Annotated in this window: 24 protein-coding genes; 6 read left to right on the top strand and 18 right to left on the bottom strand. The window is 71.4% G+C overall.

All coding sequences use genetic code 11. The annotated features are described in order from the left end of the window. Window positions 1-42: 42 nt before the first annotated feature. Window positions 43-1,365, top strand: a complete 1,323-nt coding sequence (locus tag ACT26F_RS09145; RefSeq protein ID WP_471670207.1) for a sensor histidine kinase — start codon at window positions 43-45, stop codon at window positions 1,363-1,365. After that, window positions 1,350-1,991: a response regulator gene (locus ACT26F_RS09150; RefSeq protein ID WP_471670208.1), complete on the top strand. Its 642-nt coding sequence runs from the start codon at window positions 1,350-1,352 to the stop codon at window positions 1,989-1,991. The genes ACT26F_RS09145 and ACT26F_RS09150 overlap by 16 nt, the downstream gene beginning before the upstream one ends. A 9-nt stretch (window positions 1,992-2,000) precedes the next feature. Here ACT26F_RS09150 and ACT26F_RS09155 read toward each other — a convergent pair whose 3' ends face one another. The 3 genes from ACT26F_RS09155 to ACT26F_RS09165 are packed head-to-tail and all read right to left on the bottom strand — an operon-like array spanning window position 2,001 to window position 6,207. Next, the gene (locus tag ACT26F_RS09155; RefSeq protein WP_471670209.1) at window positions 2,001-4,181 is read right to left on the bottom strand and encodes a transglutaminase TgpA family protein; all 2,181 of its coding nucleotides are present in this window, start codon (window positions 4,179-4,181) and stop codon (window positions 2,001-2,003) included. Further along, entirely contained in the window at window positions 4,148-5,290 is a 1,143-nt protein-coding gene (locus ACT26F_RS09160; RefSeq protein WP_471670210.1) for a DUF58 domain-containing protein, read from the bottom strand. The genes ACT26F_RS09155 and ACT26F_RS09160 overlap by 34 nt, the downstream gene beginning before the upstream one ends. A gap of 2 nt (window positions 5,291-5,292) precedes the next feature. After that, window positions 5,293-6,207: an AAA family ATPase gene (locus tag ACT26F_RS09165; protein ID WP_471670211.1), complete on the bottom strand. Its 915-nt coding sequence runs from the start codon at window positions 6,205-6,207 to the stop codon at window positions 5,293-5,295. Between the two features lie 72 nt (window positions 6,208-6,279). Between ACT26F_RS09165 and ACT26F_RS09170 the strand changes: the two genes are divergently transcribed. Beyond that, a complete protein-coding gene (locus ACT26F_RS09170; RefSeq protein ID WP_471670212.1) occupies window positions 6,280-6,729 on the top strand; it encodes a flavodoxin family protein in 450 nt (149 codons plus the stop codon). A 3-nt stretch (window positions 6,730-6,732) separates the two neighbouring features. Here the strand turns inward: ACT26F_RS09170 and ACT26F_RS09175 are convergent, their stop codons facing one another. Both ACT26F_RS09175 and ACT26F_RS09180 read right to left on the bottom strand, forming a co-directional pair. Next, window positions 6,733-7,746 (bottom strand): PHP domain-containing protein, encoded by a 1,014-nt coding sequence (locus ACT26F_RS09175; protein ID WP_471670213.1) that lies wholly within the window; start codon window positions 7,744-7,746, stop codon window positions 6,733-6,735. A gap of 29 nt (window positions 7,747-7,775) precedes the next feature. After that, window positions 7,776-8,375 (bottom strand): LysE/ArgO family amino acid transporter, encoded by a 600-nt coding sequence (locus ACT26F_RS09180; RefSeq protein ID WP_471670214.1) that lies wholly within the window; start codon window positions 8,373-8,375, stop codon window positions 7,776-7,778. Between the two features lie 79 nt (window positions 8,376-8,454). Between ACT26F_RS09180 and ACT26F_RS09185 the strand changes: the two genes are divergently transcribed. Further along, the gene (locus ACT26F_RS09185; RefSeq protein WP_471670215.1) at window positions 8,455-9,291 is read left to right on the top strand and encodes a LysR family transcriptional regulator ArgP; all 837 of its coding nucleotides are present in this window, start codon (window positions 8,455-8,457) and stop codon (window positions 9,289-9,291) included. 16 nt (window positions 9,292-9,307) lie between these two features. Here the strand turns inward: ACT26F_RS09185 and era are convergent, their stop codons facing one another. The 8 genes from era to hrcA form a co-directional block, all read right to left on the bottom strand. Beyond that, window positions 9,308-10,234 (bottom strand): GTPase Era, encoded by a 927-nt coding sequence (gene era / locus ACT26F_RS09190; protein ID WP_471670216.1) that lies wholly within the window; start codon window positions 10,232-10,234, stop codon window positions 9,308-9,310. After that, on the bottom strand, window positions 10,231-10,563 hold the full coding sequence (locus ACT26F_RS09195) for a cytidine deaminase (RefSeq protein WP_471670217.1): 333 nt from the start codon (window positions 10,561-10,563) through the stop codon (window positions 10,231-10,233). The genes era and ACT26F_RS09195 overlap by 4 nt, the downstream gene beginning before the upstream one ends. Window positions 10,564-10,583: 20 nt before the next feature. Then, window positions 10,584-11,864: a hemolysin family protein gene (locus tag ACT26F_RS09200; protein WP_471670218.1), complete on the bottom strand. Its 1,281-nt coding sequence runs from the start codon at window positions 11,862-11,864 to the stop codon at window positions 10,584-10,586. A 3-nt stretch (window positions 11,865-11,867) separates the two neighbouring features. Further along, window positions 11,868-12,338, bottom strand: a complete 471-nt coding sequence (gene ybeY / locus ACT26F_RS09205; RefSeq protein ID WP_471670219.1) for an rRNA maturation RNase YbeY — start codon at window positions 12,336-12,338, stop codon at window positions 11,868-11,870. Next, on the bottom strand, window positions 12,316-13,332 hold the full coding sequence (locus ACT26F_RS09210) for a PhoH family protein (RefSeq protein ID WP_471670220.1): 1,017 nt from the start codon (window positions 13,330-13,332) through the stop codon (window positions 12,316-12,318). Before ACT26F_RS09210 ends, ybeY begins: the two co-directional genes overlap by 23 nt. Before the next feature lie 127 nt (window positions 13,333-13,459). Continuing rightward, window positions 13,460-13,804, bottom strand: a complete 345-nt coding sequence (locus ACT26F_RS09215; RefSeq protein WP_471670221.1) for a histidine triad nucleotide-binding protein — start codon at window positions 13,802-13,804, stop codon at window positions 13,460-13,462. Window positions 13,805-13,932: 128 nt separating this feature from the next. After that, window positions 13,933-15,081: a molecular chaperone DnaJ gene (dnaJ, locus tag ACT26F_RS09220; protein ID WP_471670222.1), complete on the bottom strand. Its 1,149-nt coding sequence runs from the start codon at window positions 15,079-15,081 to the stop codon at window positions 13,933-13,935. 18 nt (window positions 15,082-15,099) lie between these two features. After that, on the bottom strand, window positions 15,100-16,116 hold the full coding sequence (hrcA, locus tag ACT26F_RS09225) for a heat-inducible transcriptional repressor HrcA (RefSeq protein WP_471670223.1): 1,017 nt from the start codon (window positions 16,114-16,116) through the stop codon (window positions 15,100-15,102). 112 nt (window positions 16,117-16,228) lie between these two features. Between hrcA and ACT26F_RS09230 the strand changes: the two genes are divergently transcribed. Next, on the top strand, window positions 16,229-16,654 hold the full coding sequence (locus ACT26F_RS09230; protein WP_471670224.1) for a hypothetical protein: 426 nt from the start codon (window positions 16,229-16,231) through the stop codon (window positions 16,652-16,654). Continuing rightward, the gene (locus ACT26F_RS09235) at window positions 16,647-17,477 is read left to right on the top strand and encodes a DUF3097 domain-containing protein (protein WP_471670225.1); all 831 of its coding nucleotides are present in this window, start codon (window positions 16,647-16,649) and stop codon (window positions 17,475-17,477) included. The genes ACT26F_RS09230 and ACT26F_RS09235 overlap by 8 nt, the downstream gene beginning before the upstream one ends. On the opposite strand, the gene ACT26F_RS09240 is transcribed toward ACT26F_RS09235, so the two are convergent. From ACT26F_RS09240 to ACT26F_RS09260, 5 genes are all read right to left on the bottom strand, one after another. Beyond that, complete coding sequence (locus tag ACT26F_RS09240; RefSeq protein WP_471670226.1) at window positions 17,464-18,525, bottom strand: lysylphosphatidylglycerol synthase domain-containing protein; 1,062 nt, start codon at window positions 18,523-18,525, stop codon at window positions 17,464-17,466. The two genes, ACT26F_RS09235 and ACT26F_RS09240, sit on opposite strands and share 14 nt — an antisense overlap. Next, window positions 18,518-19,777: an arginine deiminase gene (locus tag ACT26F_RS09245; RefSeq protein WP_471670227.1), complete on the bottom strand. Its 1,260-nt coding sequence runs from the start codon at window positions 19,775-19,777 to the stop codon at window positions 18,518-18,520. Before ACT26F_RS09245 ends, ACT26F_RS09240 begins: the two co-directional genes overlap by 8 nt. A gap of 37 nt (window positions 19,778-19,814) precedes the next feature. Next, window positions 19,815-20,927 (bottom strand): radical SAM family heme chaperone HemW, encoded by a 1,113-nt coding sequence (gene hemW / locus ACT26F_RS09250; RefSeq protein ID WP_471670228.1) that lies wholly within the window; start codon window positions 20,925-20,927, stop codon window positions 19,815-19,817. A gap of 40 nt (window positions 20,928-20,967) precedes the next feature. Further along, window positions 20,968-22,797, bottom strand: a complete 1,830-nt coding sequence (locus tag ACT26F_RS09255; RefSeq protein ID WP_471670229.1) for an AMP-dependent synthetase/ligase — start codon at window positions 22,795-22,797, stop codon at window positions 20,968-20,970. A 112-nt stretch (window positions 22,798-22,909) separates the two neighbouring features. Further along, window positions 22,910-25,102 carry an esterase-like activity of phytase family protein gene (locus ACT26F_RS09260; protein ID WP_471670230.1) on the bottom strand — a complete coding sequence of 731 codons (2,193 nt, stop codon included), beginning with the start codon at window positions 25,100-25,102 and terminating at the stop codon, window positions 22,910-22,912. Between the last annotated feature and the right edge of the window lie 26 nt (window positions 25,103-25,128).

The following is a 25,128-nucleotide window of genomic DNA, read 5'->3' on the forward strand; positions in this document are numbered from 1 at the left end:
GGCAGGATCGATCCGAGGTCACGATCGACCTAACGTCGAAGCATGAGCGAAACCATGGAGATCCCCCGCGACACCGCTGTGGCCGGCCGACCCCGAGAGGTCGCCGGACCGGTGCGCATCACGCTGCGTCGGACGCTGCTGGAGTCGGGCTACGCGCTGAGCGCCTTCCCGATCGCGCTGGCCGCGTTCGTCGTCGCCGCCGTCCTCGTGTCGAGCGGCCTGGGGCTGCTGATCACCCTGGTGGGCCTGCCGATCCTGGTGCTGGCGATCATCGTGGCGCGCGGCTTCGCGCACCTCGAGCGCGTGCGGATCCGCGCGATGCTGGGTCGCCCCGCGTCGACGCCCGCCTACGCGAGGTCGGACCCGTCGGCCGGCTGGGTCCGCCGCCTCCTGCTGCCGTTGCGCGATCCGCAGTCGTGGCTCGACGTCGTGTGGAGCGTGATCGGGCTCGTCACGGGTGTCGTCGCCTTCGCCGTCACGCTGACCTGGTGGCTGGCAGCCGTCATCGGCCTCACGTACGGGCTCTGGTCGCGGTTCCTGCCGGACTCCGACGACACCACCACCCTGGCCGCCCTGATGGGACTCGGCGACAGCCGGGCCGCCGACGTCATGGTCCAGACCGGCATCGGCGCGCTGGCGGCCGTGTCCCTGCCCTTCGTGGTGCGGCTGGTCTGCCTCGTGCACGGCGGCATCGCACGGACCGTGCTGTGCAGCCGCGCCGAGCTGCAGCAGGAGGTGGCGCGCCTCGGTGGCTCCCGTGACGCCGCCCGCGAGGCGGAGGCCGACTCGCTGAGGCGGCTCGAGCGCGACATCCACGACGGCCCCCAGCAGGGTCTGGTGAGGGTCACGATGGACCTCGCCCGAGCCCGCAAGCAGCTCGAGACCGACCCCGCACGCGTGGGTGAGACCCTCGACGGCGCGCTGGAGCAGGCACGGGCCACGGTGGACGAACTGCGCTCGCTCACGCGCGGGATCGCCCCTCCCGTGCTCGTGGACCGCGGGCTGCCCGCCGCGCTGAGCGAACTGGCGTCGCGGTCGTCCATCCCGGTCGACCTGCACGTCGACCTGACCGGCTCGCTGCCCGCGCACGTCGAGACCGCGACCTACTTCGTCGTCTCCGAGGCCCTGACCAACGTCGCGAAGCACAGCAACGCCGCCTCGGCCCGCGTGTCCGTGGTGCAGTCCGCGGACGCCCTCGTCGCCGAGGTCGGCGACGACGGCATCGGCGGGGCTCATCTGGCCAAGGGGCGGGGCCTGGCCGGGCTGGAACAGCGTCTGCACGGGGTCGACGGCACACTGGTGCTGAGCTCTCCCGAAGGGGGGCCGACGACCGTTCGAGCGGAGATCCCGTGCGCATCGCGATAGCCGACGACTCCCTGCTGCTGCGCGAAGGGCTCCAGCTGCTGCTCACCGAGGCCGGTCACGAGGTGGTCGCGTCCGTCGGGGACGGCCCGGCGTTCGTGGCGGCGATGACCGCCGAGCGTCCGGACGTCGGCATCGTCGACGTCCGGATGCCGCCGTCCCACACCGACGAGGGCCTGCGCGCGGCGGTCGAGGTACGGACCACGTGGCCACAGGCGCCGATCATGGTGCTCTCGCAGTACGTCGAGTCCTCGTATGCCGACGACCTGCTTGCGGGCTCGGCCGGCGGAACGGGCTACCTGCTCAAGGACCGCGTCAGCGACATCGACGACTTCCTGGCCGCCCTGGACCGCGTGGCGGCCGGTGGCACGGCGCTCGACCCGCTGGTCATCGCCCAGTTGATGGGACGCAAGGCCGACCCACTGGGAGCCCTCACGCCGCGCGAGCGCGAGGTGCTCCGGCTGATGGCCCAGGGCCAGTCGAATCCCGCGATCGCCACGACACTGACGCTCACCCTGGGTGGCGTCGAGAAGCACGTCCAGCGCATCTTCGCCAAGCTCGACCTCGGCCCCGACGACACCGGCCACCGGCGGGTGCTGGCGGTGCTGGAGTACCTGCGCCGCGGATAGGGGCCCGGCTCAGCGGAACAGCGAGCGCGGGGCGAACCGGGCCTTCCAGCGGCGGCGCCGTCCGGTGGCGGCCTCGAGGGTGTCGACGACGTGCCGCGCCTCCTCGACGCGGGACGGGAGCTCCGCGGGCGAGCCGTACCGCGATCGCTCGACGTCGACCAGCAGGGTCTCCAGTTCGGCGACGTCGGCGCCGTGGGCCGCGAGCCGGCCGGCGAACGACCTGGGCGTCTCGGCCGGGTCCGTCGCGATGCCGAGGTCGCGCGCCGTGTCGGAGACCTCGATCCACAACGGCTCGGTCGCCTCACGGCCCGCCACCCACCGGCGACGGCGACGCACGCCGCGGATGACCGCCGGCCCGAGGCCGAGCACGACCACCGTCGTCAGCGCGAGCACGACCGCACGCCACGGCGAGGACTGCGCCTCGGCCGACTGCGCCTGCGTGCTGCCGCCGTCCTCCGGTCGCAGCGCGTCCTGCGACCCGCCCGAGTTGGTCGAGTCGTCGCCGGTCGTGGTGTCGGTGTTGCCGCCGGCCGCGACGGGCTCGGCGAACGACGTGCCCTCGCCGATGCCGGGCGTCGCGTCGAACGGGATCCAGCCGACGCCCTCGAAGTACGCCTCGGTCCACGCGTGCAGGTCGTCGGACTCGACCGCGAACGTCGTGGTCTCGGTCGAGCGGCTCAGGATGTCGTCACCGGGCGCGTACCCGACCGCGACACGTGTGGGGACTCCCAGGACCCGGCCCATCACCGCGAGCGTCGAGGCGAAATGGACGCAGTACCCCTGCTCGCGCTTGAGGAACTCGGCCATGACGTCGAGACCGTTGCCGTCGTAGTCCTGTTCGACGGGCGCCTCGACCGAGTACTCGAAGTCGGAGCGCATCCAGTCCTGCAGGGCGACCATGCGGTCGTAGTCGTTGGTCTCGGTACCGGCGTGCTCGCGCGCGAGGTCGGTCACGAGCCGGGGGACGCCGCGCGGCAGGGTCCGGTACGCCGCGAGCGAGACACCGGCGCGGTCGACCGCGCGCATCTGCCGCGCCGTGGGCTCCCGGTCGACGCTGATCGCCGTGTAGGTCTGGTCCTGCGAGTTCGTCCCGTCCTCGGCGCGGACCGTGCTGCCGTCGCGCAGCCACTGCCAGTCGCCCTCGAGCCCGCGGATCTCCGTCGCGGGGTACGGCACCGGCAGGTAGGTCGACCGCAGGCTCTCGATCCGCACGGTGGTCTTGATGTCCTCGACCTTGATCGCCGGGTCGAGATCGTCCACGCCCTCGATGTCGAGGTCGCTGACGAGCGGACTGGGACTCCACGTGCGGCCGCTGAACTGGCGGAGCGTCGCGACCTTGAGGTAGACCCCGGTCGACGACTCGGTCGTGTAGGTCAGGACGCGGCGCGGTGAGGCCTGCCGCAGGTTCCGGCCCAGCTCGATCATGGGGTTGATCCCGGTGCCGAAGACCTGACTGCCGGTCACCCCGAAGTCGCTCGCGGTCGGCTCGATGGCCGGCGCCATCGCGGGCACCACAAGGGCGACACCGAGCGCCCCGGCAGCCGTCGCCACGGCGGCCCCGGTCGGCACGGCGCCGACGTGCACCGTCTGGCCCCACCACAGCCACAGCCAGGCCACGGCCGTCCCGAGGAAGACCCACCAGGGCGGCATCTCGGCCGAGATGATGCTCGGGACGATGAGCATCGTCCCCCACAGCGCGCCCAGCAGCGGCACGCGCCACGTCTGCCGCGCGACCGCGTCGGCGAGCACGAACAGCACGACGAACGCGATCGCCACGACGAGCAGCACCGAGTCCGGCGGGGTGATCGGGGCGGCCCGCTCCATGATCACGGTGCGGGCGCGGCCGAGCTCGCGCCACAGCTCGCCGACCGAGGACGGGCTGGGCAGTCCCACCTTCGTCGTGCCGGGCGCGAACACCCACACGATCGCGAGAACGCCGGCGAGCGCCGTGACGGCCGTGGCCCACGCGGGCGCGAACATGCGCATCGCCATCGCGACCGCCGCCAGCGGCACCAGCACCGCGAGCACGACGACGTACCAGCGGCCTCCGTTGAACAGCGGCGAGAACCCGCCGAGCAGGCAGGCCGAGGCGGCCAGCACGACGAGGGTGTCGAGGACCTCGTCCCCGCGGGTCCGTCCCGCCTGCTGCGGCCCGGTCACGAGGCCGACACCGTCCCCGTGCGCTGCCACGCGTCGGTGAGGTCCTCGCCGGGACGCAGGACGACGACGTGCCAACCGGACTCGGCGAGCACGTCGATCGCGGCGGTCGAGGTCGCGGCGGTGACGAACGCGATCGCGTCCCGGACGTGCACCTCGCCCACGATCCGACGCGCGGTCTCGCTGTCGGGGCGACCCATCAGGACGAAGGTCGTGCGCTCCCCCGGCGGCGGGGTGACCGAGGCCGAGGAGGGCTCCAGCAGCGCGAGCGCCACGAGCGCGTCGGTGAGGCCGTGCCCGGACTCCAGCGCCACCCCGATGCCCGCCGAGACGAGGTCGACGTCGTACCCGCGGTCGGCATAGTGCGACACGATCGAGGCGGCGGCGCTCACGCTCCACTCGAATCCCGCGTGGTCGTGCAGCCGTGGATCGGCCGCCAGCACCACCTGGACCGTCGGTCGCAGCTCCGACTCCTCCTGACGGACCATCGGCTCGCCGTGGTGGGCGGTGGCCTTCCAGTGCCAGCGCTTGAGCGCATCGCCCGGCAGGTAGGGCCGCGCGATCACGTCGTCGTGACCCAGGCCGGTGGAGCGGCGCGTGCGGGTCGCCCCGTCGGCCGAGGCGCCCGGCCCCGTCACGGGCTCGAGCGGCGTGCGGACCGGCAGCACGACGACCCGGTCGTGGACGTCGACCTTCACGGCGCGCTCGGTCAGCCCGAACGCGTCACCGACGACGACGCTGAGCGGGCCGAGCTCGTGGCTGCCGCGACGGCGCCCGACGACCTCGTAGCGCAGGTGCGCCCGTTGTCGGCGATCCATCGGGGGCGTCGTGCCCCGCGACTGGCCGTGCAGGCCGCTGCCGATCCGGTCGCGCCACGAGTCGGCCACGACGGGGACGACCGAGTCGATCGTCACGTCGATCCGGACCTCGACCGTCTCCCCCTGCTCCGCGACCGCCGGGGTGACCGTCCGCACGGCCGAGAGCCGCGGCCGGGACACGAGCGACACCGCGACAGCGACGAGCACGAGCCCGCCGCACAGTCCGATGACGTAGAGCAGGGCGGGGATGCCGACGACGAACGCGACGACGAGGCTCACGGCGGACACCGCGATGAGGGCGATCGAGCGTCCCGTGAGCCACATGGTCAGACCGGTACCCGGCGCAGGATGTCGGCGACAACGTCCTCGGGACTGCCACCGCCACGCAAGGGGACGAGCCGGTGCGCCAGCACGAGTGGCGCGAGCTCGACGACGTCGTCGGGCAGCACGAACTCCCGGTCGCGCACCGCGGCGAGCGCCTTGGACGCGCGCACGAGCTGGAGCGTGGCGCGAGGGCTCGCGCCGATCCGCAGGTCGCCGGACTCGCGGGTGGCGCGGGCGAGGGCCACGACGTACCGCTCGACCGCCTCGGACACGTGGATCGCGCGGGCCTGCGCGATCATCTGCTGCAGGTCGTCGACCAGGAGCACGGGCTCGAGCAGCGCAGCCGGGTCGCGGACATCACGGTCGCGCAGCATCGAGACCTCGGCGTCGGCGTCGGGGTAGCCCAGCGAGATCCGGGCCATGAAGCGGTCGCGCTGGGCCTCGGGCAGGACGTAGGTCCCCTCCATCTCGTAGGGGTTCTGCGTCGCCACCACCATGAACGGAGCCGGCAGCGGGTAGGTCGTGCCGTCGACCGAGACCTGCCGCTCCTCCATCGCCTCGAGCAGCGCGGACTGGGTCTTGGGCGAGGCCCGGTTGATCTCGTCGCCGATGACGACGTTCGCGAACACCGCGCCGGGCTTGAACTCGAACTCGCCCACGCGCTGGTTGAACACCGAGACGCCGGTGACGTCCGACGGCAGCAGGTCGGGGGTGAACTGGATGCGCCGGACCGAGCAGTCGATCGACCGGGCGAGCGCCCGGGCGAGGGCGGTCTTGCCGACGCCGGGAACGTCCTCGATCAGCAGGTGGCCCTCGGCGAGGGCGACCACGAGGCTGGACTCGATGGCGGCATCCTTGCCGTCGATCACCTTGGCGACGTTGTCGAGGACGGCCTGGGCTGCCGCGGCGAAGTCCATGGCCAGATCGTAGGCACACACGGCAACGTCGGCCATCCGATCGCGCAAGCCCGTCCGCACTACCGTGGGCCCATGGCCCGTCTGCTCGTCGTCCAGCACTGTCCGACCCCGCGGCTCGTGACGCTGGCGGACACGGTTCTCGCGGGGGCCCGCGATCCCGACATCGAGGGGGTCGAGGTCGTCGTCCGCCCGGCCCTCGAGGCCACCGTCGAGGACGTCCTGGCCGCCGACGGCTACCTGCTGGGGACGAGCGCGAACCTCGGGTACATCAGTGGGGCGCTCAAGCACTTCTTCGACAGCGTGTACAACGACGTGCGCGAGCCGACGGCGAAGCGGCCGTTCTCCTACTGGATTCGCGGCGGCTACGACACGATCGGGGCGGAGCGGGCGATGGAGTCGATCACGACGGGCCTGCAGTGGACCCTCGCCGCCCCGCCGATGGTCTTCACGGGCGAGATCGACCCGCACCTCCCGCAGGCCCGCGACCTCGGCGCGACCATGGCCGCCCTCCTGATGGGCTGACGCTCAGCGGGTCAACCAGTCCCGGAGGCGGTCGAGGGGCCACGTCGTGACGATGCGGTCGGCGTCGATCCCGGCGGCCTGGGCCCGGGCCGCGCCGTGGTCGAGGAAGTCCAACTGGCCCGGGGCGTGCGCGTCGGTGTTGATCGCGAACAGGCAGCCGAGGTCGCGGGCGAGGTCGAGCAGCGGCTCGGGCGGGTCGAGTCGCTCGGGCCGCGAGTTGATCTCGACCGCCACGCCGTGGTCGGCGCACGCCCGGAACACGGCCTCGGCATCGAACCGCGACTCGCGCCGCATGCCGCGGGAGCCCTCGATGAGCCGGCCCGTGCAGTGCCCGAGCACGTCGGTGTGCGGGTTCGAGACGGCCGCGACCATCCGGCGGGTCATCGCCGCGGGCTCCATCGCCAGCTTGGAGTGGACGCTCGCCACGACGACGTCGAGTCGGCCGAGCAGGTCGTCGGTCTGGTCGAGCGCACCGTCGTCGAGGATGTCCGCCTCGATGCCGGTCAGCAGCGTCACGTCGTCGCGCGCCCCGTCGACCGCGGCGACGACCCGCAACTGCTGCTCCAGCCGCGTCGGACTGAGACCGTTGGCGACCGTGAGCCGCGGCGAGTGGTCGGTGATCGCCTGGTATTCGCGGCCCACCCACGCGGCCGCATTGGCCATCTCCTCGATGCTGGAGCCGCCGTCGGACCAGTCGGAATGGCTGTGCAGGTCGCCGCGCAGCAGCTCCCGCAGCTCGCGCCCACCCTCGGCGAGCGGCGTGGCGTTGCGCTCGCGCAGGTCCGCGAGATACGCGGGCACCTCGTCGGCGAGCGCCTGCTCCACGACGACCGTCGTGCGCGGGCCGAGTCCCTTCATCCGCCCCAGACGGCCGTCCTGCGCCCGCTGCGCGACCTCGCCCGACTCGAGTTCGGTCAGCGCCGCCGCCGCCGTGCGGAAGGCCTTCACCCGGTAGGTGGACGCCCGCTCGCGCTCGAGCCAGAACGCGGTCTCGCGCAATGCCTCGACGGGGTCCACGGATCCATCGTCGCCCGTCGAGTCAAGCCTCACCAGACCAAGGACGCCGCGATCACGAACATCACGAGGCCGATCACGAGGTCCAGCACCTGCCAGGCTCGCGGTTTCGCCAGCACCGGCGCGAGGACGCGGGCCCCGAACCCGAGGGCCGAGAACCACAGGATGCTGCCGGCGCCCGCCCCCGCGGCGAACCACCACCGCCCCACCGGGCCGTGCGTCTGGGCGATCGAGCCGAGGAGCACGACGGTGTCGAGGTAGACGTGCGGGTTGAGCCACGTCAACGCGAGCGCCTGCAGGGCCACGGCACCGACCGCGACCGGGTCGTGGCCTGCGACGGCGAGCGTCTCGGGACGTCGGGCCCGGCGCAGCGACCCGATGCCGTACCAGACGAGGAACGCGACGCCGAGCCACGTCACGACGTCGATGAGCCAGCCCGCGCGGTCGACGAGCGTGCCGACCCCCGCGACGCCGGCCAGGATCAGCACGAGGTCCGAGATGGCGCAGATCGCCACGACCACGCCGACATGGGCCCGCCGGATGCCCTGCCGCAGCACGAACGCGTTCTGCGCGCCGATGACGACGATGAGCGAGAGACCGGTCAGCAGGCCGGCGACGAGGGCGTGGAACACGATCTCGAACCTAGGCAACCCCGGCAGTGAAGTCCAACGAACTTTCCTGCACTTGATGAAGGGATGCTTAACTGAGCGGGTGGACCTGCCCCCGGCCCAGCTCGCGGCCCTCGTGGCGATCGCCGACCACGGCTCGTTCGAGGCCGCGGCGCGGCACCTGCACGTGACCCCGAGTGCCATCAGCCAGCGCATCAAGGCCCTCGAGAGCGCGGTCGGCCGGGTCCTGGTCAGTCGGGGCACGCCCTGCTCCCCCACCGACGCGGGCGCCGGTCTCGTGCGGCTCGGACGCCAGCTCGAGCTCGTCTACGCCGAGGCCGTGGGGGACGCACCGACCGACCTCGCGCTGGCGGTCAACGCCGACTCCCTCGCGACGTGGTTCCGTCCCGTGCTCGGCGAGGTCGCCGGCTGGGGAGACGTCGCCCTGCGACTGCAGGTCGAGGACGAGGCACACAGCCACGACCTGCTGCGCCGCGGCGAGGTCGTCGGTGCCGTGACGAGCGACCCGACGCCCGTGCAGGGCTGCTCGGTCCTGCGGCTCGGGACGATGCACTACCTGCCCGTCGCCGCGCCAGCCCTCGTCGAGCGGTTCGCGGGCCCGGACTGGTCGGCCATGCCGATGGTCGTGTTCAACGAGAAGGACCGGCTCCAGCACCGCGAGCTGCGCCGTCACACCCGCCGCGAGCCCACCCTCGTGCATCGCATCCCGTCGTCGGAGGACTTCCGCGCCGCGGTCGAGGCCGGCCTCGGCTGGGGGCTGCTGCCGTCGGTGCAGGTCGACGCGTCGCTCGCGGACGGCCGCGTGGTCCGGCTGTGTGAGCACACGGCCCGCGTCGCCCTGTTCTGGCAGCGGTGGAAGCTCGACTCGCCGCTGCTCGATCGCCTGACGGAGTCCCTCAGGACCCACGCCCCGCGCTGACGGATCCCGCCAGACCTCAGAAGCCGAGCTTGCGCAGCTGCTTGGGGTCGCGCTGCCACTCCTTCGCGACCTTGACGTGCAGGTCGAGGTGGATCGGCGTGCCGAGGAGCCGTTCGATCTGGCCGCGCGAGTCGATGCCGATCTGCTTGAGCCGGGCGCCCTTCTTGCCGATCACGATGCCCTTCTGGCTGTCGCGCTCGACGTAGACGTTCGCGCGGACGTCCAGCAGCGGCCGGTCGGCGGGGCGATCCTCACGAGGGACGATCTCCTCGACGACGACCGCGAGGGAGTGCGGCAGCTCGTCACGGACGTCCTCGAGGGCGGCCTCGCGGATGATCTCGGCGATCAAGGTCTCCTCGGGCTCGTCGGTGAGCTGGCCCTCGGGATACAGCGCCGGCCCCTCGGGAAGGGTGTCGACGAGCAGGTCCGCGAGCAGGTCCACCTGCTCGCCCCGGACGGCCGAGACGGGAATGACGTCGCGCCAGTCCAGCCCCGCCTCGGCACCCGCTGCGCCGATGGAGCTCAGGTGCTCGGCCAGCCGGGCCGGGGTCACGAGGTCGGTCTTCGTGGCGATCGCGAGGATGGGCTTGCGCCGCAGCGCAGCCAGCTCCTTGATGAGGAACCGGTCGCCGGGGCCGATCCGCTCGTCGGCCGGCAGGCACATGCCGATCGTGTCGACCTCGGCCCACGTCGTGCGGACGAGGTCGTTGAGCCGCTGGCCCAGCAGCGTGCGCGGCTTGTGCAGGCCCGGGGTGTCGACGAGGATCAACTGCGCGTCGTCGCGGTGCACGAGACCGCGGATCGCGTGCCGCGTCGTCTGCGGGCGCGACGACGTGATCGCGACCTTCTCGCCGACGAGGGCGTTCGTGAGCGTGGACTTGCCGGCGTTGGGACGCCCGACGAAACAGGCGAACCCGGACCGGAACCCGCTCGGGGTGCTCATGTCGTCAACACCGTGTCGATCGTGCCGTCCGGGTCGGCGACCACCACGGTGACGTCCGTGCCCGCGAACTCGATCACGGCGTCCAGCTCGACCGGGACGTCGCCGTCCGTGACGAGCGCGACCGCCTCGAGGCCCTTCGCCCCGGACGAGATCGCCATCGCGACCGCGAGGTCGAGCGCGGCGATCAGCAGCGCGTCGAGGTGGACCGTGGCCGCGGTGTAGGTACGGCCGTCGAGGTCTCGGACGGCGGCGCCCTGGGCCACCTGGATACGGGCGCGGGACGCGCGGGCGAGCGTCACCAGCTTGGCGTCCTCGGGGGCCAGTTCCATGCGATGAATGTACCGGTCGCTCACGCGCCGGCGGCGGCGTCCTCGTCGGCGACCCGCGTCACGAGCACGCGACCGATCCGATTCCGGCGGCCCTGCGGCGCCTGGGCCTCCAACCGCAGGCCGTCGACCTCGACGACGGCGCCCGGGATCGGGACCGTGCCGAGGTGCTTGGCCATCAGGCCGCCGACCGAGTCGACGTCCTCGTCCTGGACCGGGATCCCGAAGAGCTCCTCGAGGTCGTCGACGTCGAACCGGGCGCTCACGCGCCACGAACCGTCAGACAGCTGCTCGCGCTCGTCGGGCTCGTCGTCGTACTCGTCGGTGATCTCGCCGACGATCTCCTCGAGGATGTCCTCGATCGTGACCATCCCCGCCGTGCCGCCGAACTCGTCGATCACGATCGCGACGTGCGTGCGCTGGGCCTGCATCTCGCGCAGCAGGTCGTCGGCGTGCTTCGTGTCGGGGACGAACATGCACGGCCGGCAGATCGAGTCGACCTTCTCCGTGGTCTCCGCCGTGTGGTTGTCGAAGACCCGCTTCGTGACGTCCTTGAGGTACGCCATGCCGAGGACGTCGTCGAGGTTCTCGTCGACGACGGGGATCCGGGAGTAGCCGCTGCGCAGCGCGAGCGACATCGTCTGGCGCAGCGTCTTGTGCCGCTCGATGAACACCAGGTCCGTGCGCGGGACCATCACCTCGCGCACGATCGTGTCGCCCAGCTCGAACACCGACTGGATCATCTTCGACTCGTCGGACTCGATCACCGACGTCGCGGCGGCGAGGTCGACCAGCTCGCGGACCTCGACCTCGGAGGCGAACGGGCCCTCGGCGAATCCCTTGCCGGGGGTGAGGGCGTTGCCGAACCAGATGAGCAGCCGCGGCAGCGGACCGAGCAGCGTCGTCAGCACGATGACGGGCAGCGCCGACGCGACGGCGATGCGCTCGGAGTGCTGGCGGCCGAGGGTGCGCGGACCCACGCCGATCACGACGAACGAGACGACGGACATGATCGCGACGGCGATCAGGACATTGGCCCAGTAGCCGTCGACCTGGTCGGCGATGATCGCGGCGACCAGCACGATGCCGGCGGTCTCGGCGATGATGCGCAGCAGCAGGACGGAGTTGAGGTAGGCGGCCGGGTCCTCGATGATCCGGGCCAGTCGGCGCGCTCCGGCGACACCCTCGTCGGCCAGCTCCTCGGCCCGCGCCCGCGAGAACGTCGAGATGGCGGCCTCGACGGCGACGAGCACGCCCGCGAGGACGACAAGGACGACGGCGAGCAGGAGCGCTGAGGCGTCCACGTCCTACTGCTCCCGCAGCGCGGGGTCGGCCCACTCGAGCAGCAGCCGGCCCTGGATGCCGAACATCTCCGCGTGCTCCTGCGGCTCGGCGTGGTCGTAGCCGAGCAGGTGCAGCATCCCGTGGACCGTCAGCAGTGCCATCTCGTCGTCGCGATCGTGGCCGGCCGCGGGGGCCTGCTGCTCGGCGACCTGGGGGCACAGGGCGATGTCACCGAGGTAGCCCGGATCCTGGGCCTCGCGGTCGTCGCGGCCGGGGGTGAGCTCGTCCATCGGGAACGACAGCACGTCCGTCGGCCCCTTCTTGCCCATCCACTGCTCGTTCAGGACGGCGATCGTCTCGGTGTCGACGAGGCGCAGGGTCATCTCGGTCTGCGGGTGCAGCCGCATGCGCCGCATGACGAATCGGCACAGCGACGTGAGGCCGGCGACGTCGACGTCGTCGACCCCGGACTCATTGAGAACGTCGACGGTCATGTTCTCCCGATCCCTGGTGGCGACGGCCCGTGGCCTCGTAGTCGTCGTACGCCGCGACGATGCGACCGACCAGCTTGTGGCGGACGACGTCGTGGCTGGTCAGCATCGAGAAGTGGATGTCGCGCACGTCCGTGAGGATGTCCCGCACGACCCGCAGGCCGCTCGTCGCACCACCGGGCAGGTCGACCTGGGTGACGTCGCCGGTGACGACCATCTTGGAGCCGAAGCCGAGTCGGGTCAGGAACATCTTCATCTGCTCGGCCGTCGTGTTCTGCGCCTCGTCGAGGATGATGAACGCGTCGTTCAGGGTCCGTCCGCGCATGTAGGCCAGCGGCGCGACCTCGATCACGCCGGACGTGAGCAGCTTGGGGATCGACTCGGGATCGAGCATGTCGTGCAGCGCGTCGTACAGGGGGCGCAGGTAGGGGTCGATCTTCTCGCTGAGGGTGCCGGGCAGGTAGCCGAGCCGCTCCCCCGCCTCGACCGCGGGCCGGGTCAGGATGATGCGCGTGACCTCCTTGGCCTGCAGCGCCTGCACGGCCTTGGCCATCGCGAGGTAGGTCTTGCCGGTGCCAGCCGGGCCGATGCCGAACACGATCGTGTGCTGGTCGATCGCGTCGACGTACTTCTTCTGGTTGAGCGTCTTGGGTCGGATCGTGCGGCCGCGGCTGGACAGGATGTTGAGGCTCAGGACGTCCGCGGGACGCTCCTGCGTCTCGGCGCGGAGCATCGCGATGGAGCGTTCGACCGTCTCGGCGGTGAGCGCCTGGCCCGTGCGGACGATCGTCACGAGCTCGTCGACCAGTCGCTCGACCAGGGCCGCCTCGGCCGGGTCGCCGGTCACCGTGACCTCGTTGCCTCGCGCGTGGATCTGCGCCTCGAACGAGGACTCCATGAGCCGCAGGAACTCGTCCGCGGGACCGAAGAGGGACACGAGCGGGATCGAGACGGGGATCGAGAAGGTGTGCCGCGCCGCGGTGGAGTCGTCAGTCATATGCCGTCGATTCTACCGGCTGCGCGCGAGTGGGGGGTGGGGTGACGGTTTACCACGGTCCCTTGGTTCGTCCAGTCCTACCTCGGTGAATTCACCGAGGGAGGAGCGGAAGTGCCAAGGGAGGTACTCAGGCGAGGAAGAGTTTCGAGACGTCGACCCCGGCCAGCACGTGGGCATGGGCATGGAAGACGGTCTGGCCGGCGTTCGCGCCGGTGTTGAAGACGAGGTTGTAGTCCTCGTAACCCTCCTGGGTGGCGATCACGCGCGTCTGCGCGAGCAGCTCGGCCGCGATCGCCGGCTCGGCGGTGGCGAGCGCCGCGACATCGCGTTCGTGCACCCTGGGGACGACGAGCACGTGCACCGGAGCCTTGGGGTTGATGTCGCGGAAGGCGATCGTGTGCTCGGTCTCGGCGACGATCTCCGCCGGGATCTCGCCCGCGACGATCTTGCAGAAGATGCAGTCAGCAGCCATGCGCCGACTCTAGCGACCTGCAGCCGCCGTCCTCCCCCGGCACTTCCTGTCCTCCCTCGGTGAGTTCACCGAGGGAGGAGGGGACGAACCAAGGGACCGTGGTAAACCGGCACCCGCGCGGGCCCGGCCTACTTGAAGGCGTCGCGGATGCGGCCGAAGACGGAGCGGGAGGAGTGGCCGAGCACGGGGTCGGGGTGCTCCTCGTCGCGGGCGACGGCGAGCTTCTCCAGCAGTTCGCGCTGCTCGTCGTCGAGGTCGCGAGGAGTCTCGACGACGACCTGGACCGTGAGGTCGCCGCGGCCCGAGCCGCGCAGGCGCTGGACGCCGTGGCCACGGGCCACGACGGTCTCGCCCGACTGGGTGCCGGCGGGGATGTCGATGCCGACGGTCTGGTCGAGACCCTCGAGGTCGGTGCGCTCGGCGTCGAGCGTCGGCAGGTCGATGCGGGTGCCGAGCGCCGCGGCGGTCATCGGCACCGTGACCTGGCAGACGAGCGAGTCGCCGTGCCGCGTGAACACGGGGTGGCCGGCCACCTTGATCTCGATGTAGAGGTCTCCCGCCGGGCCACCGCCCGCGCCGACCTCGCCCTCGCCGGCCAACTGGATCCGGTTGCCGTCGTCGACACCGGCGGGCACGTTCACCTGGAGGCTGCGACGCGAGCGGACGCGGCCCTCGCCGGCGCACTCACGGCACGGGTCGGGGATCACGGTGCCGTAGCCGTGGCACGTCGGGCACGGCCGCGACGTGCGGATGTCGCCGAGCAGCGACCGCTGGACGTGCTGGACGTTGCCGTGACCGTGGCACGTGCTGCACGTGACCGGCTCGGAGCCTGCGTTCGCACCCGTGCCGTGGCACACGTCGCACGTGACGGCCGTGTCGACCTTGATCTCGCGCGTGATGCCGAAGGCGGCCTCGGCGAGGCTGATCGAGAGCCGCAGGAGGGCGTCCTGACCGCGCTGCGTGCGCGGGCGCGGACCACGGCCCTGCGTCTGGCCGAAGAACGCGTCCATGATGTCGTCGAAGCTGAAGCCCTGGCCGAAGCCGCCGCCCATGCCGCCGGCCGACAGCGGATCGCCGCCGCGGTCGTAGACCGAGCGCTTCTGCGGGTCCGACAGCACCTCGTAGGCCGTCGTGACCTCCTTGAAGCGGTCGGACGCGTCCGGCGCGTCGTTGACGTCCGGGTGCAGCTGGCGGGCCAGTCGGCGGTACGCCTTCTTCATCTCCTCGGGAGTCGCCTCCCGGGACACGCCCAACAGCTCGTAGTAGTCCTGTGCCATGTACCTTCCCAGGTCCTCTCAGCCGTGCCCGACGATGCGGCCGACGTAGCGGGCGACCGCGCCGACGGCGGCCATCGTGGCGGGGTAGTCCATGCGGGTCGGGCCCACGGTGCCGAGGTGGGCGAGCGACTCGCCGTCGGACCCGTAGGCGCTGGAGACGACCGCGGTCCCCACAAGATTCTCGTGCCCCGTCTCGAGGCCGATCCGCACGCGCGGGCCGGTGGTGGCCTCGCCGAGCAGGTGCAGCAGCACGACCTGCTCCTCCATCGCCTCCAGCACGGGCCGGATCGCGGTGTCGAAGTCGGCGCCGAAGCGCGCCAGGTTCGCGGTGCCGCCGACCGCGATGCGCTCGTCGGAGCGCTCGTTGGAGAACGTGTTGACGAGCGTCGTGACGATCGCGGAGACGACGGGGCGGTCGTCGGCCTCGAAGGTCTCGATCAGCTCGGCCAGGCGCATCGACGCCTCGGGCAGGCGCTCGCCCAGCGTCGCGCGCACGATGCGCGACTTGAGGTCGGCCAGCAGCTGCTCGCCGGGCGTCGAGACGAGCTCGACGATGCGCTGCTCGACCCGTCCACTGCTCGTGATGACGACCACGAGGACGCGCGCCCCGTCCAGTCCGACCAGCTCGACGTGGCGCACGGTGGAGCGCGTCAGCGAGGGGTACTGGACGATCGCGACCTGGTTCGTCAGCTGGGCGAGGATCTTGACGCTGCGCATGACGACGTCGTCGACGTCGACCGCACCGGACAGGAAGGTCTCGATCGCGCGGCGCTCGGCCGGCGAGAGGGACTTGACCTCGGCCAGCCGGTCGACGAACAGCCGGTAGCCCTTGTCGGTCGGGATCCGGCCGGCGCTCGTGTGCGGGGCGGTGATGTAGCCCTCGTCCTCGAGCGCGCTCATGTCGTTGCGGATCGTGGCCGACGAGACACCGAGCTGGTGCCGCTCGAGCAGGGCCCGCGATCCCACCGGCTCCTGCGTCGCGACGTAGTCCTCGACGATGGCGCGCAGCACGTTCAGGCGGCGGTCCTCGGTCATGAGGCACCTCCTGGGTCTCGTCGGGGGGTCTGGCACTCGCCGTGGTCAAGTGCCAGTCTACCGACCGGTGTGGCTTCGCTCGCCGTCACGACCCCCGTGAAAGCCTGTCGGGGTGAGTGAGGTCTCCGTGCGCCCCGACGGCGCGATCGAGGTCAGCGACGGGGACGACGTCCTCGTCTACACCCCCTACGCGGTCACGGGGCCCGACGGCACGACGATCGCGCACGAGTCGCGCGGCGGTGCGATGGTGTCGGTCTGGGCCACCTCCGTGGGCGATGCCTTCGTCGAGGTCTCGCACCTGGGCCACGGACCGGAGGGTGGCGAGCTCGTCATGGTCGTCACCCGGCCCGGCCAGTCCCCCGTCGTGGCGCTCGGCGCGCTCGTCGGCGACGACGTGCCCGACACGGTCCCGGAGTCGTGGCCCACGGCAGTCGACCTCGCGGTCGGCCTCATCGTGGACGAGACGATCGACAGCGGCACGCGCGACGACGTCGAGGCCTTCCACCAGCGGCTGCTCGGGGTGTTCTTCGGTGGCTGATCGCTACGGCTCGGACGTCCTCTCCGGTGACTGGCGTCGCCCCGCCCGCGGCCGCTCGACCGAGCAGGCCGCCGATCCGGGTCTCGTCGTCGAGGAGGCCACGACGGGCTTCGTCGGCGAGGTCATGCGGGTCGAGCGCGACCTCGGCACCGTCGAGCTGGAGGACCGCCACCTCACCCGCAAGGTCTTTCCCCTCGGACCCGGCTTCCTCGTGGAGGGCCGGCCGGTCGTCCTCGTGGCACCGACTCCGAAGGGTCCGGCGGCACCGACGCGCACGGCCTCCGGCTCGCGCGTCGCGGCTGACACCCGGGCGAGAGTCGCACTGCCCAGCCGGATCTTCGTCGAGGGCCGTCACGACGCCGAGCTGGTCGAGAAGGTCTGGGGTGACGACCTGCGCGCCGAGGGCGTCGCGGTCGAGTACCTCGGCGGCATCGACGACCTCGAGCAGGTCGTGCGCGAGTTCGCTCCGACGCGCGAACGGCGGCTCGGCGTCCTGGTCGACCACCTCGTGCCCGGTTCGAAGGAGTCCCGGATCGCCGCGGCGATCACGAACCCGCACGCCCTCGTCGTGGGTCACCCCTTCGTGGACGTGTGGCAGTCCGTCAAGCCCGACCGCCTCGGCGTCGCCGCGTGGCCCGTGATCCCCCGCGGCACCGAGTGGAAGCACGGCGTGTGCGCGGCCTTCGGCTGGCCGCACGCCGACCAGGCGGACATCGCCCGGGCGTGGAAGCACATCCTCGGCCGCGTCGGGTCGTGGACCGACCTCGAGCCGGCGTTCCTGGGCCGCGTCGAGGAACTGATCGACTTCGTCACCCAGCCGTAGACGAGGGACGGCGCGCCAGCTGCCACTTCCACAGGCCGACCGACATGAGCCCGAGCACGATCGGACCCAGGATCGTGACGACGCGCCACACGACGAACCCGGCAAGCAATGCGGCCTCGTCGGCACCCGCGTCGATCGCGAGCAGCGTGGCCACCACCACGGCGTCGAGGATGCCCAGCCCCGAGAACGGGAACAGCGTCAGCGGGTAGGCCACGAGGAACGCCACGAGCACGTCGATCGCAGGGACCTCGGTCGCGGTCACCCCGACGAAGCGGATCGACATGACGATCAGGGCCGCGTCGACGACGACCATCGCGACGAGGGCCAGCAGTGAGCGCGGCAGGGCCCGAGGCACCCGGTCGACCACTCGGCCCCGGAAGTCGGTGGCCCAGGCCGACCACCCGTCGGGATCGACCGTGGGGCGGATCCGGACGGCGAACCGGCCCAGTCGCCGCGCGAGCCCGACCGTGAACGCCTCGCCGCGGAACGCCAGCCAGACGACCGTGAGCAGTGCGACGCTGACCGTTCCGCTCACGACGGCAGGCACGAACTCGCCGAGGTGGAACGTGCCCAGCAGAAGCATCACGAGCACGCCGAGCAGCGGCGCCCCGAAGCGCACGACGTAGAACGACAGCGTGTTCATGACGGTGCCGGCCAGACCCGACGTCGACGGGATCCCCCACGACGTGAACATCGCGAGCCGCATGACGATGTCCGACGGCGGCGGGGCGACGGTCGTCATGAGGATCGCCGCCTGGTCGTTCTGCATCGCCCGGAACGGCGTGCAGCCGGGGATGAACAGGGCCAGCGGCATGGCGTTGAGGAACTGCCGGAGCAGCAGGACGACGACGAGCAGCGCGAACTGCCACCACTCGAGCCGGCCGATCGCATCGGCGACCTTGGCCCAGTCGACGTCGCCGAGCAGCCCTCGGATGACCAGCACGATGACGACCACGAGGACCGCGATCAGCGCCAGCCGGACCCATCGGCGCTTCGGCTCGGGCGCCGGCTCGAGCGGCCCGCCGAGGTCAGGGGCGTCCTCAGTCATCGAGCGGGTCTCGGATGATCGGACAGGTCATGCAGTGGCCGCCACCGCGACCGCGACCCAGCTCGGCGCCGACGATCTCGACGACCTCCACGCCCGCATCGCGCAGCAGCGCATTGGTGGGGGTGTTCCGGTCGTACGCGAACACGACCCCCGGCGAGGTCGTCACGACGTTGTTCGCGTCGTCCCACTGCTGGCGCTCCGAGTCGTAGGAGTCGCCGCCGGTCTCCACGACGCGCAGGTCGCGCAGGCCCAGCTCGCGCGCGACGACCGTGAGGAACCCGTCCTGCTCGGCCGTGACGTCGAGGCCGCCGTCGTCGCCGGGACGCAGCGTGTACGTGCGGATCGCCCCGACGATCTCGGGGTAGATCGTGACGAGGTCGCGATCGGCGAACGTGAACACCGTGTCGAGGTGCATGGCCGCGCGCAGCCGCGGCAGGCCCGCCACGACGACGACGTGGGCGGTCCCGGTGTCGAACAGGACCTTGGCCACCTGGGTCACGGCCTGCCGGGAGGTGCGCTCGCCCATGCCGATCAGCACGACGCCGTTCCCGGGCACCATGACGTCGCCGCCCTCGATCGACGCCGCGCCCCACTCCAGCTCCGGGTCGCCCCACCAGACCGTCGAGCCGACGAACTGCGGATGGAAGTCGTACACGGCCTTCATCAGCATCGTCTCGTCGTGACGGGCCGGCCAGAAGAGCGGATTGAGCGTCAGACCCGACCCGATCCAGCACGTCGTGTCGCGCGTGTAGAGCGTGTTCGGCAACGGAGGCATGAGGTACTCGTGGCCGCCCTGGGCGTTGCGGACGAGGTCGTCCATCCCCGCACTCAGCTCGTGCGGCAGGTCGTGGGTCGTCATCCCGCCCAGCAGGTAGCGCGCGAGCCGGGCGTCGGGCAGCTCGTCGAGGAACGAGCGGGTCTCGTCCACGAGGCCCAGGCCGACCTCGTTCGCCACGATCTTGCGGTCGAGCAGCCACGACCTCGCCTCGGGGATCGCCATGGTCTCGGCGAGCACCTCGTGCAGCTCGAGCACCTCGGTGCCGCGATCGCGCATCGCATCGACGAACTCGCGGTGGTGCTCCTGCGCCTTCTCGACCCACAGGACGTCGTCGAACAGCAGCTCGTCGCAGTTCGACGGGGTGAGGCGCTCGTGCGCCAGCCCGGGCGCACAGACCAGCACCTTGCGCAGACGGCCGACCTCGGAATGGACGCCGTACGCTGCGGAGGGCAGCTCGGCTGCGTCGCCGGTCATGGCCCGAACGTATCCCCTCCGGGTCCCGCCGTGCGCGCTACTCGCCGACGACCTCGAGCACGACGCGGTCGGCCATGAGCCGGCCGGTCCGCGTGAGAACCATGCGGTCGCCCGCCGCCTCGAGCCAGCCGGCCGCGACGAGTGGGGCCACGTCGCCGAGCAGCCGGGTCTCGATGCCCTCGGCCAGTCGGATGCGCAGCATGACGTCCTCGAGGCGTCGGGCCTCGGCGTCCGGCCGCTCGCCGTCGGCCCGAGGCGACTCGCCCGCCGCGAGGCGCTGGGCGTACGCGGCGGGGTGCTTCACGTTCCACCAGCGCTCGCCGTCGACGAACGAGTGGGCGCCGGGCCCGATCCCCCACCACTGGCCGCCGTTCCAGTAGCCGATGTTGTGGCGGCACTGCGCCGCGTCGTTCGTGGCCCAGTTCGACAGCTCGTACCAGCGCAGGCCGCCCGCCGCGAGCAGGTCGTCGGCGAGCAGGTACTTGTCGGCCGTCTCGTCGTCGTCGGGCATGACGACCTCGCCGCGACGGACCTTGCGGGCGAAGGCCGTGCCGTCCTCGACGATCAGGGCGTAGGCGCTGACGTGGTCGGGCTCCATCGCGAGGGCGTCCTCGACGGTGCGCCGCCAGTCGTCCACCGACTCGGTCGGCGACCCGTAGATGAGGTCGAGGCTGACCTGCTCGAACCCGGCCTCGCGCGCCCACGCGACGGCGCGCGGCACGTTCTCGGGGTCGTGCGTGCGGTCCAGGACCCGCAGCACGTGCGGCACCGCCGACTGCATGCCGAACGAGATCCGAGTGAAGCCGCCGGCCCGCAGCTCGGCGAGCGAGGCGGGGGTGACGCTGTCGGGATTGGCCTCGGTCGTGACCTCGGCGCCGGGCGCCAGTCCGAGCCGGTCGTCGACCGCCCTCAGGAAGCGCACGAGGTCCGCCGACGCGAGCTGGGTCGGCGTGCCGCCACCGACGAAGACCGTGTCGACCGTCCGCTCCGGCACGAGCTCGAGCTCGCCGAGGGCCGCGTCGATGTAGGTCGCGCGGGACGCGCCCGAGACCTCGGGTCCGCCGAGGTCGTCGGCCGTGTACGTGTTGAAGTCGCAGTAGCCGCACCGCACGGAGCAGAACGGCACGTGCAGGTAGATGCCGAACGCCACCCTCCCAGCCTAGGAGGGTGGCGTTCGCGGCGGTCGGCGGTCAGGCGTAGAAGCCCTCGAGGATCTCTCGGTGGTTCTCCTCCACGACCCGACGCTTGACCTTGAGGCTGGGCGTGATCTCGCCGGACTCGACTGTGAGGTCGTGGTCCAGGACCTTCCACTTCTTGATGGTCTCCCAGCGGTTCAGCTTGCTGTTGAGCTCCTCGACGTCCTTGGCGATCTGCGCCTGCATCGCGTCGGACGAGACGACCTCGGCGTACGACTTGCCGCCCATGCCGTGGCCCTCGGCCCACAGCGCGACCGCGTCAGGATCGAGCGTGATGAGCGCCGAGCAGAAGTTGCGCTCGTTGCCGTGCACGATCATCTGGCTGGCCAGCGGGCAGACCGCCTTGAACGTGCCCTCGATGTGCGACGGCGCCACGTACTTGCCGCCGGACGTCTTGAACAGGTCCTTCTTGCGGTCGGTGATCCGCAGGAAGCCCTCGGCGTCGAGCTCGCCGATGTCGCCCGTCGCGAGCCAGCCGTCCTCGGTCAGCGCGGACGCCGACTCGGACTCGAGGTTGTGGTAGCCGAGCATGACGCCGGGACCCTTGATGAGGATCTCGCCGTCCTCGGCGATCTTGAGCTCGGTGCCGGGGAACGCCTGGCCGACCGTGCCGATCCGGAAGTCGTCAGGATGGTTGACGACCGATCCCGCGGAGGTCTCGGTCAGGCCGTAGCCCTCGAGGATCAGGACGCCGGCGGCATGGAACCACTCGGCGATGTCCGTCGACAGGGCGGCCGCGCCGGAGATGAAGAACCGCACCCGACCGCCGAAGCGCTCGCGGACCTTCGTGAAGACGAGCTTGTCGGCGACCGCGTGCTGGAGCTTCAGCGGCAGCGGCACGGAGCGACCCGCGCGCTCGAGCCGCGAGACCTTGAGGCCGACGCCCTCGGCCCAGCGGAAGAGCTTCAGCTTGGGGCCGCCCTCCTCCTCCATCATGCCGACGATGCGGCCGTAGGCCTTCTCGAAGATGCGCGGTGCCGCGCCCATGAAGGTCGGCTTCACGACCGCGAGGTTGTCGACGATCTTGGGCACGCGGCCGTCGACGGCGCACGGGAACCCGACCGCCAGCTGCGTCGTCATGAGGACCTTGCCGAACGAGTGCGCCATCGGCAGCCAGCGGAACTCCAGGTCGTCGATCGACATGATGCCCTGGGCCGCGGTGGCCGTGCCCTCGTACGTCCAGCCGCCGTGCGTCAGCCGGACGCCCTTCGGGCGGCCCGTCGTGCCGGACGTGTAGATCAAGGTGGCGAGCGACTCCGGCGTCGTGGCCGCGACCCGGTCGCGGACGACGGACGGCTCGTCGGCGAGCCGCTGCTCACCGAGCAGGACGAGGTCGTCCAGCGAGATCACCCAGTCGCCGTCGGCCTCGCCGTCGTAGACGACGACCTTCTCGACGCTCGGCAGCTCGGACCGCTTCTCGCGCAGCTTGGCGACCTGCTCGTCGTCCTCGGCGAAGACCACCCGGCTGTCGGAGTCGGCCAGGATGTAGGCCACGTCGTCGGCCACCGAGCTGGGGTAGACGGTCGTCGTCGCGGCACCGGCGGCATTGATCGCCAGGTCGGACAGGATCCACTCGATGCGCGTGCCCGACGCGATCGCGACGCGCTCCTCGGGCTCGATGCCCAGGGCGACGAGGCCCGCGGCGATCTTCGTGACGCGGTCACCGGTCTCGGACCAGGTGATCGAGTGCCACGTCTCGTTCTCGTCGGGGAAGCGGAACGCCTCGCGGGGTCCGGACTTCTCGACGCGGTCGTAGAACATCTCGCCCACGTTGCGGGGTCGGTTCTCGATGAGTTTGAGCTGGTCGGCGGTGGCGACGGCCATGAAATGTTCTCCCGGGGACGGTCGGAGGAAGGATGTGATGGCCGTCACCCTACCGGGCGGTAGGTGGGTCCCACCACGGTTTTCCCGCGGCCGGACCCACCCACCATCGGTGTCAGCCCGCGACCGCGGCCGCCCCGAGGTCGGGATCATCGGTGAAGAACCCGTCCATTCCGGCCGCGAGGAAGGCCCGGATCTCCCCGACGAGATCGCCCACCGCATTCGGGTCGTCGCTGCTGCGGTACTCGGCGGGCAGGAAGGTGTTCTCGCGCCGGAACGTCCAGCCGTGCACCGTCAGCCCACGGCGGTGCGCGTCGCGGATGACGGAGGTCGGCTCGCTCAACCGGTTGTCGGCCGTGCGCGGGATCATCACGTTCTTGCACAGGCCCACGCCGTCCGCGTACCGATCGATCGCCGCGAGTCCGTCGGGGGTCACCAGATCGGCGTAGGTGCGCGGATCGCCGGCGGCGACGAGGTCGTACGGCGCTCCGCTGCAGTCGACCAGCTGCACGATCCGGTTCCGGCTGAGCCGGTGCAGCTCGCGCAGGTTCTGCGTCTCGAAGCTCTGCAGGAACACGCGGTCGTCTCGGTGGTCCAGCCCCGCCTCGCCGAGCGCCCTCACGAGCGGCTCCTCCAGCGACAGGCCGACCGAGTCGAAGTACGTCGGATGCTTGGTCTCCGGGTAGACCCCGACCGTGCGGCCGTCGCACGTGCGCGACCGCCGGGCCAGGTCCAGCACCTCGTCGAGCGTCGGCACCGGGTACAGCCCGTCGAACGCCGCGTTCCCGGGCCGCGTGCCGGGGATCCGCTCCTTGGCGCGCAGCGTCCGTAGCTCGGCGAGGGTGAAGTCCTCGGTGAACCACCCGGTGATGGCCCGGCCGTCGATCGTCCTGGTCGCCCGGCGACTCGCGAACTCCGGCTTGTCGGCCACGTTCGTCGTGCCGCCGATCTCGTTCTCGTGCCGGGCGACCAGGACCCCGTCCTTCGTCGCGACGAGGTCCGGCTCGATGAAGTCGGCGCACTGGCGGATCGCGAGCGCGTACGAGGCGAGCGTGTGCTCCGGCCGGTAGCCCGAGGCCCCCCGGTGGGCGATGACGGTCTCACCGGTCCCGGCGACCCGCTCGCGTCGCAGGTCGATGATGTCGATCTCGGTGTCGTCCGGCGTGCCCGGCACGCGGGCGTCGTTGCCCGGGTAGTTGTTGTCGTTCGCGATGAGCAGGCGGCCGTCCTTCAACTGCACGATCGTCTCGAAGGACTGCACCGGCAGCGAGAACGGGTCCCCCGTCCCGTAGCCGTCGCCGGCGCCGATCCCGCTCGGATTCGCGATCTTCAACGCGTCGAGCACCAGCTCCTTCTCGACGAATCCGCTGCGGTCCCGGTGGTCGAGGTCGACCCGGTAGACCTTCTTGGTCACGGCCTGGTCGCCCTCGAAGTCGTCGCGCTCGGCGACGAGCAGCTCGTGCCGACCGACCGTGAAGGCGTCGGCCACGAGGTTGGCGTCGGTGTCGACCTCGTACGCCCACGTCGCGCCGGTGTACCGGTTCCTGACCGTGTCGAACTCGTGGATCCAGCGGCGCCGCTTCTGGGTGTCGTCGTTCAGCGCTCCCTCCAGCACCGGATAGAGGTACCGGCCGTCGCGGCTGCCGGCCATCGCCTCGAAGCCCTTCGAGTTCGGCAGGTTCGCCGTCCCGCTCAGGTGCGGGTTCGAGGGCGACTGCACCCCCGGCAGCGGCACGGGCGTGTCCAGCAGCACGCCCGTGGCGCTGACGTGCAGCAGGAACGGGCCGAACTCCTCACCGATCCAGAACGAGCCGTCGGGCGCCCGCACGATCGACTCGACGTCGAAGTCGGCGCCGGTCAGCAGGCGGTCCTTCGTGTCCCCGTTGACGATCGGGAACCCGGCCTTGCGACGGGGGTCGCGCAACGAGACGAACCGGTCGACGCGGATCCGGCCGGTGCCGCCCTTCGCGGTCTGCCACTGCGGGGTGACGCGGTAGATCCGCAGCAGGAAGTCGTTGGAGTTCGCCTTGGCTCCGAAGCCGTTGTCGGGCAGTCCCCAGAAACTGCCGTCGCCGTTGTCGATCACGGCGGAGAAGCCCGGGATCACCTGGCCGGCGAACGGACCCTGCCGACCGTTGGCGGCCGTGGCCTTCGCCCCCGACGGCGGCCCGGCCTCGAGGTGGTCGGCCGACAACGTCGCTCGCGCCACGAGGGTCGGCACGGTGACGGTTCTGGTGCGGGGTTCGTGACCCCGGGCCGCGTGGGCCGGGGTCATGGTGCCGGCGCACACGGCACCGGCGGCGATCATGGTGAGCAGAGTCCGGGCTGCTCGTC

Source organism: Aeromicrobium sp. SP1, from assembly GCF_055663785.1.